The sequence below is a fragment of the Pseudomonas sp. I3-I5 genome (assembly GCF_022699445.1).
GTDB classification, from domain to species: Bacteria; Pseudomonadota; Gammaproteobacteria; order Pseudomonadales; family Pseudomonadaceae; genus Aquipseudomonas; species Aquipseudomonas fulva.
Genome location: NZ_CP093940.1, coordinates 1438658 through 1452155, shown reverse-complemented (window position 1 = coordinate 1452155; position 13498 = coordinate 1438658). Strand labels below are relative to the sequence as shown.

The 13498-nt window shown below is 60.1% G+C and carries 10 protein-coding genes; 5 read left to right on the top strand and 5 right to left on the bottom strand.

Annotated elements, in window-relative coordinates; translation table 11 throughout:
- Positions 1–118: 118 nt before the first annotated feature.
- The 4 genes from MOP87_RS06495 to dacB all read left to right on the top strand — a co-directional run bounded on the left by MOP87_RS06495 (position 119) and on the right by dacB (position 6461).
- Positions 119–736 (top strand): response regulator transcription factor, encoded by a 618-nt coding sequence (locus MOP87_RS06495; protein ID WP_027916549.1) that lies wholly within the window; start codon positions 119–121, stop codon positions 734–736.
- A 7-nt stretch (positions 737–743) separates the two neighbouring features.
- Positions 744–4376 carry a transporter substrate-binding domain-containing protein gene (locus MOP87_RS06490; RefSeq protein ID WP_145280819.1) on the top strand — a complete coding sequence of 1211 codons (3633 nt, stop codon included), beginning with the start codon at positions 744–746 and terminating at the stop codon, positions 4374–4376.
- A gap of 41 nt (positions 4377–4417) precedes the next feature.
- The gene (locus MOP87_RS06485) at positions 4418–4762 is read left to right on the top strand and encodes a YggL family protein (RefSeq protein ID WP_023533709.1); all 345 of its coding nucleotides are present in this window, start codon (positions 4418–4420) and stop codon (positions 4760–4762) included.
- A 241-nt stretch (positions 4763–5003) separates the two neighbouring features.
- Positions 5004–6461 carry a D-alanyl-D-alanine carboxypeptidase/D-alanyl-D-alanine-endopeptidase gene (gene dacB, locus MOP87_RS06480; RefSeq protein WP_027916547.1) on the top strand — a complete coding sequence of 486 codons (1458 nt, stop codon included), beginning with the start codon at positions 5004–5006 and terminating at the stop codon, positions 6459–6461.
- 43 nt (positions 6462–6504) lie between these two features.
- On the opposite strand, the gene rlmKL is transcribed toward dacB, so the two are convergent.
- Positions 6505–8697, bottom strand: a complete 2193-nt coding sequence (gene rlmKL, locus MOP87_RS06475) for a bifunctional 23S rRNA (guanine(2069)-N(7))-methyltransferase RlmK/23S rRNA (guanine(2445)-N(2))-methyltransferase RlmL (RefSeq protein ID WP_027916546.1) — start codon at positions 8695–8697, stop codon at positions 6505–6507.
- Positions 8698–9254: 557 nt separating this feature from the next.
- Here rlmKL and rmf point away from each other — a divergent pair.
- Complete coding sequence (rmf, locus tag MOP87_RS06470) at positions 9255–9470, top strand: ribosome modulation factor (RefSeq protein ID WP_023533691.1); 216 nt, start codon at positions 9255–9257, stop codon at positions 9468–9470.
- Positions 9471–9566: 96 nt separating this feature from the next.
- Here rmf and MOP87_RS06465 read toward each other — a convergent pair whose 3' ends face one another.
- The 4 genes from MOP87_RS06465 to MOP87_RS06450 all read right to left on the bottom strand — a co-directional run bounded on the left by MOP87_RS06465 (position 9567) and on the right by MOP87_RS06450 (position 13498).
- Positions 9567–10592, bottom strand: coding sequence for a quinone-dependent dihydroorotate dehydrogenase (locus MOP87_RS06465; protein ID WP_027916545.1), 1026 nt, complete (start codon positions 10590–10592; stop codon positions 9567–9569).
- Positions 10593–10844: 252 nt separating this feature from the next.
- Positions 10845–11882 carry an OmpA family protein gene (locus tag MOP87_RS06460; RefSeq protein WP_023533705.1) on the bottom strand — a complete coding sequence of 346 codons (1038 nt, stop codon included), beginning with the start codon at positions 11880–11882 and terminating at the stop codon, positions 10845–10847.
- A 110-nt stretch (positions 11883–11992) separates the two neighbouring features.
- Positions 11993–12559, bottom strand: coding sequence for an RNA polymerase sigma factor SigX (sigX, locus tag MOP87_RS06455; protein WP_242810261.1), 567 nt, complete (start codon positions 12557–12559; stop codon positions 11993–11995).
- 114 nt (positions 12560–12673) lie between these two features.
- Positions 12674–13498: a mechanosensitive ion channel domain-containing protein gene (locus MOP87_RS06450; protein WP_027916543.1), complete on the bottom strand. Its 825-nt coding sequence runs from the start codon at positions 13496–13498 to the stop codon at positions 12674–12676.

The following is a 13498-nucleotide window of genomic DNA, read 5'->3' as shown; positions in this document are numbered from 1 at the left end:
GGTTAAGTTTGTAGGCCATTTCCTATATACGGTTATTGAGCCGCCCTCGCATTACTTGCCGCTTTCAACTGGGTTAAGGTGCCAACTGTCACCCTCATTGATAGCAGGGAAGTAGAACATGTACTCCATATTCATCGTCGACGACCATCCGGTGATCCGGCTGGCAGTGCGCATGCTTCTGGAAAATCAGAATTACACAATCGCTGGCGAATCGGACAACGGCGTGGACGCCATGCAGATGATCCGCGAAACCAACCCAGACTTGATCATCCTGGATATCAGCATCCCCAAGCTCGATGGCCTGGAAGTGTTGGCAAGGTTTCAATCCCTGGCAATGCCACAGAAAATCCTTGTGCTGACCGCGCAGTCGCCGGCGCTGTTCGCCGTGCGCTGCATGCAATCAGGGGCGGCGGGCTATGTCTGCAAGCAGGAAGACCTGAGCGAACTGCTCAGCGCGGTAAAGGCGGTATTGGCTGGGTACAATTACTTTCCCAGCCAGGCCATGCAGCCTCATCTACCTGTTGACAACGACTTGCAACTTCTAAGCACTGTCAATGATCGGGAACTGATGGTTCTTCAACTTTTTGCACAAGGGCGGACCAACAAGGAGATTGCAAAGGGCATGTTTCTAAGCAGCAAGACGGTCAGCACTTACAAGAAACGCCTCATGCACAAACTCGAAGCCAGCACGCTGGTCGACCTGATCGACATGGCCAAGCGCAACGCACTGGTCTGAGGGCTCCATGGCACGTTCTATCGCCCTCCTGCTCCTGGTCGCCATGCTGCTGGGCAACCTGGCTAACGCCGGGCAGCAAGGCGCGTCCCAGTTGTCCTTGGTCGCCCGCTCCACTGCGCGACCCGCCATACCTGCAATTACCCCAGAACAGCAGCAATGGTTGAATGCTCGCCACGAACTGGTGATTGGAACATCTGCTCCGGATTATCCACCTTTCGACATCAGCAGTGGCGGGCGCGACTATCAGGGCCTCACCGCAGAGTACGCCAGCCTATTGGGCAAGGCGCTTGATCTGCCGGTCCGCGTGCTGCGCTATTCAAGCCGCCAAACGGCGCTGCAAGCGCTCAAACAAGGCGACATCGATATGCTGGGCAGTGCCAACGGCTATGACGCCAACTATGAAGGCGTGGTGCTGTCGCACGCCTACGCCATCGACCAACCCGTGCTGGTCACCCGCGAAGACGAACACCGGGCGCTGGATACTGGCCTGTCAGGCATGCGCCTAGGCATGCTGTATCACTACCTGCCGAGGAAAGAGGTACTCAGTGTCTATCCCGATGCCAAGGTCCTGGCCTTCGGGTCATCCAGCGAAGCCCTGAATGCGGTGGCGTTCGGCCAGGCAGACGTCTTCATCGGCGACACGATCTCCACCCACTACCAACTCAACCGCGGTCACCTTCCAAGGCTGCGCATGGCCAGCTTTGGCAACCATGAAGCGTTTGGCTTCGGCTTCGCCCTGCGCGAACAAGACACGGTGCTGCTCGCGCTGGTCAATGCGACGCTCGACAGTCAGTCCTCCGCCCTGCGGTCGAGCATATTCAAACGCTGGAGCGCAGGCAGCGATCTGCTTCTGACCGATCGCAAGCTTCGACTGACGCGTACCGAAGCGCAGTGGTTGCAGCGACATCCGGTCATGCGTGTCGTTGTCGACGGTACGGCAGCGCCATTGTCCTACTTCGACAACTCGGGTTATTTTCGTGGCATCACCGCCGACCTGCTTGAGCTGATCAGCCTGCGTACGGGCTTGCGCTTCGAGGTGCAACGGGCCAGTGGCATCGCGGACATGATCGCACGGGTCAAGGACGGCCGCGCCGATGTCATCGCCGCCTTGGCAAGCGGCAGCATCGACCAGAACGATCTGCAGATCAGCCAGGCGTATCTGGACAGCACTTATGTGCTGGTCAATCGCAAGGGCAACGCGGCAGCCACTTCGCTGGACGAACTGCGCGGCAAGCGGATCGCAATCACACGCTACAGCGCCCTGGACACCATGCTCTCGCGCTATCACCCGCAAATCGGCTGGATCGAAACGGAAAGCTCGTACTATTCCATGGCCCTGCTCAACAGCGGAGCAGTGGACGCCGTCATCACAACGCTGATCGACGCCAACCACGCGTTGGCCAGCAATCCTGACCTGATCATCCGCACCACAGTGGGCAGTGAGCCTGCCAGTTATGCCATGGCCACCAGCACACCTTCCAAAACCCTCATTTCGATTCTGGACAAGGCGCTTTCGAGCATTTCACCTGAAGAGCTGGGGGTGATCAACAACCGCTGGCGAGGCTACACCCTGTTCGAAGATACCCAGGGCGAGGGCTTTCGCCGCTTGACAGTACTTGTAGCCCTGGGTGCAGCGGTATTGCTGTTGCTGGCATTGCTGTGGAACGCCCGTCTGCGTTTGCAGATCCATCAACGCCAGCAAGCGGAGCGCGCCCTGAACGATCAGGTGGCATTCATGCGTGCATTGCTCAACGGTACGCCACACCCGATGTACGTTCGTGATCGAGAGGGTTGCCTGCAGAGCTGTAACTACAGCTACCTCGAAGCGGTGCAAGCCAGTGCCGAGGAGGTCCTGGGCAAGCAACTGGAGAGCAGCCTGTTTGCCGACCGCGAGCAGACCCGACAGATCCAGGACGACTATCGCAAGGTGATGGCGGCCGGGTCGCCCTTGATCATGGACAGGCCCTTGCACATCAAGGGCCGGGAAATCACCATCTACCACTGGATCCTGCCCTACCGGGATTCGCTGGGCGAGGTCCAGGGCATCATTGGCGGATGGATCGACATCAGCGACCGCCGCCAGTTGGTCAACGAGTTGCGCCAGGCCAAGCAGCAGGCCGATGACGCCAACCGAGCCAAGAGTACCTTCCTGGCCACCATCAGCCATGAAATCCGCACGCCCATGAACGCAGTCATCGGCATGCTCGAACTCGCCGTCAAGCGTGCCGAGCAGGGCCAGGTCGATCGCGGCGCCCTTCAGCTGGCTCACCATTCGGCCAAGGACCTGCTTGGCTTGATTGGCGACATACTGGACATCGTGCGCATAGAGTCAGGGCACCTCACCCTGGTCCCCGAGGTGGTGGATCTGGCTGCATTGCTCGAGTCGGTGGGGCGTATCTTCGAGGGCCAGGCCCGGCAGAAAGGGTTGGCGCTGGAAGTCATCATCGAGCCAGCGGCACGTTGCCATGTGCTGCTAGACCCCTTGCGCTTCAAGCAGGTGCTGTCCAATCTGGTGAGCAATGCCATCAAGTTCACCGAGCACGGCCAGGTACGCATCCACGCCAGGCTTGTACAAGACACAGACAGCGCCAGCTCGCTGCTGGACATGGAGGTGCGTGACAGCGGCATCGGTATCCACCCGGACGACGTACAACGGCTGTTCAATCCTTTCGTTCAGGCGAACCCGCACAGTCAGGGGGCACGCGCCGGTACGGGCCTGGGCCTTACCATTTGCCGTACACTCTGCGAAATGATGGGCGCCGACCTCAGCATCAAGAGCCTGGAAGGCCTGGGCACCCAGGTCCGGGTGAAGATGCCGTTGCAACAAGCTGATCCTGCAGTGCGATCGACACCGGCAGTCGAGCGTTTGCAGGCACCTGACCCCCACCTCAACGTACTGGTGATCGATGATCACCCTGCCAACCTGCAACTGATGGCACAGCAGCTCGGTTACCTCGGGCTGCAGCACGCCACGGCCACGGACGGTCGCGAAGGCCTGATGGCCTGGCGTGCAGGCGACTTCGACGTGCTGGTGCTCGATTGCAACATGCCCCACATGAACGGCTACCAGTTGGCGACGGCGGTACGCACCGAAGAGCAGCGGACGGGACGAAGGCGCTGCACGATACTGGGCTATACCGCCAACGCACAACCCGAGGTACGGCGCAAATGCCTGAGCTCGGGCATGGATGATTGCCTGCTCAAGCCCATCAGCCTCAGCACCCTGAGTCAACGCCTTGCAGCAGTGAACATGCAGCGTCGGAAAAAGAACCGGTGCAAGCCGTATTGCCTTAATGGGCTCAGCGCGGTGGTCGGGCATGACCCGGCTGACCATAGGCGATTTCTCCAGACGCTGCTACAAAGCCTGGAGACAGACTTCACGCTTTTGATGGAGCTGCAGCCTGATAAAGATCAGCAGGCAATCGCCGCCCATGCGCATAAAGTCCTGAGCGCAGCACGCATGCTAGAGGCGGCAGCGCTGATGCGAGCGTGCATTGCCCTCGATTGTGACGAACTCACACCTGCCCAAGTGCGACTGCGACGGCAAGCCCTAGCCCGGCACATGCGGCGCGTGCACCGAGCGCTGACGCTGGACCTGTCGACAACCACGTGCACGCAGGCGGGCAACCGGGCGTGTTAACTGATAGACTGCGCGGCGTTATTACCTAAGAGGATTGTTTCATGGCCACAAACCGCTCCCGTCGTCTGCGCAAGAAGCTGTGTGTCGACGAGTTTCAGGAATTGGGCTTCGAGCTGAACCTGGAATTCAAAGAGGATCTGGATGACCAGGCAATCGATGCATTCCTCGACGCGTTCCTTGCCGAAGCCATGGATGCCAACGGCCTCGACTATGTCGGCGGTGACGATTACGGTCTGGTGTGCTCGGTCAAGCGTGGCTCGGTTACCGAAGAGCAGCGCGCTGCCGTCGAAAGCTGGCTCAAAGGCCGCAGCGAATTGACCAAGGTTGAAGTCAGCCCGTTGCTCGACGCCTGGTACCCGGAAAAGCCGATCAACAAGGCAGAGTAATGCTCTGTCGGGTTCGTTCGCAGAAGGCCACCCCCAGGGGTGGCCTTTTTACTTTCGGGTCTGCGCAAAAGCTGCGTTGCTTAACACACACTCGCCGCGGCGGCCTGATGTGAAACCCATGTGCATCGAACTGGCGCAACCCCGGGGGGCTTGAGGCATAATGCGTGTGCATTCGTTCTGGGGCCATCATCCATTTATAGCCCCAATGCCCTTTCTCCTCGTTGCAGGGTATCTGTTTATCATGATCAAAACGCTCCGCCCCATCGTACTCGCCGGCCTGTTGCTGCCTTTGGCCCTGACCAGCCAGGCAGCTGCGGTCAATACAAACCTTCCACCCAAGGTGCAACAGGCACTCAAGGCCAATAAGCTGCAAGACACGGCATTGTCATTGGTGATGCTGCCCTTGGATGGCCCCGGTACGGCCACGGTGTTCAACGCCGACGTGTCCGTCAACCCTGCCTCGACCATGAAACTGGTCACCACCTATGCCGCCCTGGAGCTGCTGGGGCCGACCTACCAGTGGAAAACCGAGTTCTTCACCGACGGTACGCTCAGCAACGGTGTACTTAACGGCAACCTCTACCTCAAGGGTGGGGGCGATCCGAAGCTGAACATGGAAAAGCTGTGGTTGCTGATGCGTGACCTTCGCGCCAACGGCGTGCGCACCATCACAGGTGACCTGGTGCTCGACCGCAGCCATTTCGTGCAGCCCAACCTGCCGCAATTCAATGACGACGGGGGTGATCAGAACAAGCCGTTCCTGGTGAAGCCTGACGCGTTGCTGGTCAATCTCAAGGCCTTGCGCTTCGTGGCGCGTAACGACGGCGGCAGGGTCAGCGTTGCCGTGGAGCCGCCGATTGCCAGCATTCGCATCGACAACCAGGTCAAGGCTGTCAACAGCAAGAATTGCGCCGGCGACGTACGCTACAACCCCGTGCCACAGCCCGACGGCATCACCGTGACCGTCAGTGGTCAGTTGGGCGATGGCTGCAACTCCCAAACCTACCTCTCGCTGCTCGATCATCCGACCTATGCCGCCGGCGCGGTGCGTGCCATCTGGAACGAGCTGGGGGGTACCATCCAAGGTACCGACCGCATCGAAAACGTGCCTAAAAGCGCACGGTTGCTGGCGCGCGCTTTCTCGCCGGACCTGGTGGAAATCATCCGTGACATCAACAAGTACAGCAACAACACCATGGCTCAGCAGTTGTTCCTGAGCCTGGGTGCCCAGTTCCGTACCGATGCCGATGGCGATGACGCCCGTGCCGCGCAGCGTGTCGTGCGTCAGTGGCTGGCCAAGAAAGGCATCACCGCGCCGCACCTGGTGATGGAAAACGGCTCAGGGCTGTCCCGCGCCGAACGCGTGAGCACGCGTGAGATGGCAGCCATGCTGCAAGCGGCCTGGAAAAGCCCCTACGCGGCCGAGTTCATGAGCTCGCTGCCGCTGGTGGGTATGGATGGGACCATGCGCAAACGCCTCAAGCGCACCGCCATGACCGGTGAGGGCCACATCAAGACCGGCACGCTCAACACCGTACGGGCAATCGCGGGTTTCAGCCGTGACAGCAACGGCCATACCTGGGCAGTGGCCGCTATCCTCAACGACCCCAAACCGTGGGGCGCCTCGCAGGTGCTGGACCAGGTGCTGCTGGACCTCTACCGCCAGCCCAGCGCAAACGCCAGTACAGCCGCCAAGTGACCTGCATGGCCTGTGCCCCCGCAAGGGCACAGGCGTCGGCGCATCACCGCAACTGCAGCTTCCAGGCGCGATGGATGCGGTTGTTGCGGGCGAAGTCCGGGTCAAGCGTCTGGGCGGTGATCTCTTCCACGGCGTAACGAGCAGACAGGTGCTCGTCGAGCTGGAACTTGCGGAAGTTGTTGGAGAAATACAGCACACCACCCGGGGCCAGCCGCGCCATCGCCAAGTCCAGCAACTGAACGTGGTCGCGCTGAACGTCGAACACACCTTCCATGCGCTTGGAGTTGGAGAACGTGGGCGGATCGATGAAGATCAGGTCGTAGCTTTCACGCTCGGCCTCCAACCACGTCATGACATCCCCTTGTTCCAGACGATTGCGCTCTGAAAAGCCGTTGAGCGCCAGGTTGCGCCGCGCCCAGTCCAGGTAGGTTTTCGACAGGTCGACGCTGGTGGTGCTGCGCGCCCCGCCCTTGGCTGCATGCACGGTAGCCGTCGCGGTATAGCAGAACAGGTTCAGGAAGCGCTTGCCGGCCGCCTCACGCTGAATGCGTAAGCGCATCGGCCGATGGTCCAGGAACAGGCCGGTATCGAGGTAGTCGGTCAGGTTGACCAGCAGCTTGACCCCCGCTTCCGACACTTCCTGAAAGCGACCTTCCGTGGCCTGGCGCTCGTACTGGCGGGTTCCGCTTTGACGCTCCCGGCGCTTGAGCACCACGCGCTGTGGCGAAATACCAAGGGCCTGGGGGATCGCCGCCAGCGCGTCGAGCAGGCGCGCTTGTGCCTTGTCGGGATCGATCGAACGCGGCGCGGCGTATTCCTGCACGTGCACCCAGTCCTGATACATGTCTACAGCCAGGGCGTACTCGGGCATATCCGCATCGTACAGTCGATAGCAGCTGACCTGTTCGCGGCGAGCCCACTTGCCCAGCTGCCGAAGGTTTTTCTGCAGGCGGTTGGCAAACATCTGCGCACCCTCGGACAGGCGAGCAGGCTGGCTGGCCACCTGCGCTGGCTGGTGGGCTTGCAGGGCTTCAGCCGGTTCGGTACGGCGCTCGCCGGTCACGAACTGGTCCGGCTGGACCTTGAACAGCAACAACTTGCAGGGCAGTGCACCGTTCCAGAATGCGTACTGCTTGTGGCTGCGCAGGCCCATGCGCTTGCCCAGTTGCGCAGCGCCCGTAAAGACGGCGGCTTCCCAACCCATGCATGCCTGACGCAGGCGTTCGCCAAGGTTCTGGTAAAGGTAAAGCAGGCTGGCTTCGTCACCCAGACGCTCCCCGTAGGGTGGGTTGCTGATGACCAAGCCTTTCTGGTTCTGGTCCGGGCGCGGCTCGAATGTACTCACTTCACCCTGATAGATCTTCACCCAATCGCTCAGGCCTGCGCGTTCGACGTTGTTACGCCCTGGTTGTATCAAGCGAGGATCGGCTTCATAGCCGCGGATCCACAACGCAGGTTTGGCCAGGCCAGCTTCAGCCCGCGCCTGCGCCTGATCATGCACCTTGCGCCAGAGCGCAGGCACATGGCCCAGCCACGCCGTGAAGCCCCAACGCTCACGCTTGAGGTTGGGGGCGATGTCCGCGGCGATCATTGCCGCCTCGACCAGGAATGTGCCGACACCACACATGGGGTCGGCCAGTGCGCCGCCCTGGGCAGCGATGCGTGGCCAGCCGGAACGAATCAACACGGCGGCAGCGAGGTTTTCCTTGAGCGGTGCTGCACCTTGCTGCAGGCGATAACCACGCTGATGGAGGCTGTGACCGGAGAGGTCCAGCGACAGGATCGCCTCACCCCGGTCAAGGCGCAGGTGCACGCGCACATCCGGGTCGATCTTCTCCACCGACGGGCGTAGGCCTTCACGGTTGCGCAGTTTGTCGACAATGGCATCCTTGACCTTGAGAGCGCCGAAATGAGTATTGTCGATCCCTGACCCATGACCGCTGAACTCAACGGCCAGGGTGCCATCAGCGGCCAAGTGGTCAGCCCACTCCACGGCATTGACACCGTCATACAGGTCGTCGGCGTTTTTCATGGAAAACCGCTTGAGCACCAGCAATACGCGGTTTGCCAACCTGGACCACAGGCACAGACGGTAGGCTGTCTCCATGTCGGCAGCCCCGCGAATAGCCGAGGTGTGTTCACGCACCTCATCCAGGCCAAGGCTGCGGGCCTCTTCTGCAAGCAGGCTTTCAAGGCCTTTGGGACAAGTGAGGTAGAGTTCGAAACGGTCCGACATGAGTTATCCAGCACAGTAGGGCTATTAGACTGGCGCTGCGACGCATCGCGACGCCCTGTTTACCTGCACCCTTTTCCGACAGGTGTGCAAGTGGCCACGCTCCCCTTACGCAAGAGCGATGACCGGGCCGCCCGACTTACCCATCCATGCCTGACGGCACAAATAGCTTAGATCATCGAGCAGTACATACATTCTCGCGACACCGGGGCCTAGGTGACCCTTCGTCGCATTTCGAGGTATTTCAAATGCCTCACAGAGGCGATGGCAAAATGGCGTCAAACTTCGGCTAACCCCCGATCCTGCGGGGCTGCGGCGGGAATAAGGATGAGTCGCATTTATTTACTTATCCCCTGACCCTTGGAAAGGTTACGTGCTTATGACAAATCGATCATTCCCACCGTCACCTGCATTGGTTAGAACTGAGCACAGGCCGCATCGCAACGAAGCGGCACTTCAGGCTCGCGACGCCGGCAGCGAGCCCATACCGGCAGAACGATTCTGCCCGGCCTCCATGAGGCCGACGGGACATTACAGTCAACAAGTGAGGGCAACACCCTATGAGAAGACTTAAGCGTGATCCGTTGGAAAGAGCATTTTCACGTGGCTACCAATATGGAGTCACCGGCAAATCCCGGGAGCTTTGCCCCTTTACCCTGCCATCTGTTCGTCAAGCCTGGATCAACGGCTGGCGGGAGGGCCGTGGTGACAACTGGGACGGTATGACTGGCACCGCCGGTATCCACAGGCTCAACGAAAATCACGCCGTAGGCTGATAGAGGACATTCACGCGATTTACCAGGCACGCCCCACCAGGGCGGCGGGCTGAGGCCCAAGGGCCCCTTCATGGGGCCCTTTTTTTGTGGGCAAGCTTACCGCTTGGGCATGGCGGCGATGGCGTCCACGGCTTCTCGAATGAGCGCCGGCCCTTTATAGATGAAGCCCGAGTAGATCTGCACCAGGCTCGCACCGGCGGCGATCTTCTCGGCCGCATGTTTTCCTTCCGTGATGCCCCCTGCGGCAATGATTGGCAGCTTGCCGCCCATCTCACCGGCCAACACCTGAACGATACGTGTGCTCTTCTGGCGTACGGGGGCGCCTGAGAGCCCGCCTGCTTCACCGCCATACGGCAGGGCCTCCACGCCTTCGCGCCCGAGCGTGGTATTGGTCGCGATGACCGCGTCCATGCCTGACTCGACAAGCGCAGCGGCCACCAGCGCCGTTTCTTCATCGCTCATGTCAGGGGCAATCTTGATGGCCAAGGGCACATGCCGGCCATGACGGGCGCTCAGCTGTGCCCGACGTTCCGCCAAGGCATCGAGCAATTGCTTGAGCGAATCCCCGAACTGCAGGCTGCGCAGCCCCGGGGTGTTGGGTGAGCTGACATTGACAGTGACGTAGCTGGCCGCGCTGTAGACCTTGTCCAGGCAGATCAGGTAATCGTCCACCGCGCGCTCGACTGGCGTGTCGAAGTTCTTGCCAATATTGATACCCAGCACGCCCTTGTAACGGGCAGCGCGTACACGGCCCAGCAGATGATCAACCCCAAGGTTATTGAAACCCATGCGGTTGATGATGGCAGTTGCCTCTGGCAAGCGGAACAGCCGAGGTTTGGGGTTGCCAGGTTGCGGGCGAGGCGTGACAGTGCCGATCTCGACGAAACCGAAGCCCAGCTGGGCGAAGCCGTCGATGGCCGTACCGTTCTTGTCCAAGCCAGCCGCCAGACCTACCGGGTTGGCGAAATCCAGGCCCATGACCTTGACCGGCAATGAGGCCGGGCGCTTGCACAGCTTGCCGTTCAAGCCAAGCCGGCCGCCGGCACCGATCAGGTCCAGCGACAGATCATGAGAAGTTTCCGGTGACAGTTTGAACAGCAGCTGGCGGGCCAGGGTATACATGGGCAGGCAAGACTCGGGGTGAGTGAGGGGGCGATTATAGCTATCACCAACGGCACAGGACAGCCCGATGTTGGCCTGCAGGTTTTCTGCGGAGGGCTGCCTGGGCAGATGAACGTACAGACAAATGTCTAGCAGGCAAGCACTGCCTTGGCTGGGCCTTACACCAGTGCTTGCCTGCTAGACATCACATGCTGTCATGCAGGCAAAGAAAAACCCGGCCGAGGCCGGGTTTTTCATGAAGCTTCAAACCAATTACTTGGCCTGGGCTTCTACCTGAGCTTCAACGCGACGGTTGATAGCACGGCCTTCTTCGGTGGCGTTGTCGGCAACCGGACGGGTTTCGCCGTAGCCAACCGAGTCAACACGGCTGGATTCTACGCCGTACTGCTGGGTCAGGACCTGCTTAACAGCGTTGGCACGACGCTCGGACAGCTTCTGGTTGTAAGCGTCTGGACCTACGGAGTCAGTGTGACCTTCAACCACGGTGGTGGTCTGTGGGTACTGCTTCATGAAGTCAGCCAGGTTCTTGATGTCGCCGTAGCTGTTAGGCTTGACGACCGACTTGTCGAAGTCGAACTTGACGTCCAGCTCAACGCGAACGACTTCGGCAACAGCCGGGCAGCCGTCGGCGTCAACAGTGACGTTGGCCGGGGTGTCTGGGCACTTGTCGACGTTGTCGCAAACGCCGTCGTTGTCGGAGTCGGAGCAGACTTCAGCAACTGGAGCAGGTGCAGGAGCAGCCTGGTTCTTCGGGCTACCGCCGAAGTTCAGACCAACACCAACGCTTGGAGCCCACTCGGTGTCGCCCTGGTCGATGTTGTACTGAGCTTCTACGCCGGCACGGGCGTAGAACATGTCAGTGATGTACCACTTGGCGCCAGCGCCAACGTTGGCGAAGGTGGAGTGGTTACGACCACCACGGCCGGTCTGGCCGATCGACTGGTGCGAGAAACCAGCGGAAACGTACGGACGGATGGCGTCGTACGGGTTGTTGAAGTGGTAAACGGCGTCCAGGGCGGTGTTGGAGCCCTTGATGTTCTTGCCGTCGTCGCCACGGGCGTTGTGGACTTCGTCGTAGCCCAGACGCAGTTCAACGTCGTCGGTCAGGAAGTAACCGATGGAGCCGCCGAACAGGTTACCGTCGTTTTTGAAGTCGCGCTGGCTGTCGAAGAATTCTTTCTTGTAGAAGATTTCAGTTTCGACGGCGCCTTGGCCTTGTGCCATAGCGCCAATCGAGGTGGCGGCTACGAGCGAACCAATGGCCAAGCCCAAGGTGTTTTTCAGTTTCATCCGTTAAATCCCCATCTGGTGATAGTTAAGCAGTCCCACCAAAACCGGGGGGACAACTCGTCGGCGAGTCTAGCAGAACTCGCCGGTTCGTTAGAGATATTTGCTGGTCGTTAAGTTTCATCCAGACCGGCAAATTTCTCCCGAAGCTTGTCAAGCGCACGCTTGTATCGCATTTTCGTCGCGCTGAGCCCCATGTGCATGATATCCGCGATCTCCTGGAACTCCAGCTCGGCGACGAATCGCAGCACCAGGATTTCCCGATCGATCGGGTTCACATGGACCAGCCACTTGTCCAGCCCGCCCTTTTCTCCGGCCTTTGGGGCCTTGTCCTCGGACGCCTCTTCAACAGGGTCCAGGCTCAAGGCATCCATCAACCTGCGCTTGCGGCGCTCCTTGCGGTACTGGGTGATGCATTCATTGTAGGTGATGCTGTAAAGCCAGGTCTTGAATTTGGATTTTCCCTCGAAATTCTTGAGACCATAGAGCACTTTCAACATGACTTCCTGACAGACATCATCCGCGTCCCGGTCGTTCCCCAAATAACGTGCACATACGTTGAACAGGGTTCGCTGATAGCGACGCATGAGCTCCTCATACGCGCGGGTCACGTGATACAGCTCCTCATGCGAGCGCGCCACCAACTCTTCGTCGGTGAGTTCGCGGGGGTCGTAGCGCATGGGCGGCGTGGGGACTTTATTCAAAACGAATCTGGCCGACAGTCAGGTCAATGTCGCCGCAAACGCCCAGGAGGGTCGGTTTTTGCGGCGGCATACATTAACAGCTTTGTGCGGTCAGCGGCTATTGACCCGCTGCTCGAGCAATTCTCGGTTGGACAGGGAAACCAGCTCGTCATCGTCGGTGAGGATCACCGTCTTGACCGTGCCGATTTCCTCGATATGCCCTTCTACCTCGCCAATGCGCACCTGCTGGCCCACCTGGAACAGCTCGCGGACGTAGATGCCCGCCAGGATCTGACCCGCGATCTCGCGGCTACCCAGGCCCATGGCCAGCGCAACGGCCAGACCAACGGTAATCAGGCCGATAACGATCACATGGTTGAGCAGGTCGGTCTTGACCTCCAGCTGGCTGATAGCCACTGAAATGCTGATGATGATGACCAGGCCCTGAACGATGCGTCCAAGCCCCGCGGCGTACTCAAGCCCCACGCCTTCGGCAGCGCCGCGCACCAGGCCGTTGGCCACCTGCGCCAGGAGCACGCCCGCGAGCAATATCAACGCTGCACCGAACACCTTGGGCAGGTACAAGGCCAGCATGTCGAGCGTGGCCGAGACGCGCTCCAGGCCCAGCGACTCGGCGGCCGATACGAGGAAGATCAGCAGCACGAACCAGTAGACGATCTTGCCGATCAGGGTAGAAATCGGTACCTGAATGCCAACCCGGCCCAGCATCTTGGTCAGACCCGTACCGGCCATCAGGCGATCAAGGCCAAGCTTGGCCAGCAGTTTGGAGAGCAAGGTATCGAGCAGCTTGGCTACCACAAAGCCCAGCAGCACCACCACCAACGCGCCGAACAAGTTGGGGATGAAGTTCGCCACCTTGGTCCATAGGGCGGTCATGGCGGTGACCAGGCTCTGGGTCCAGAGATCGAGTTCCAT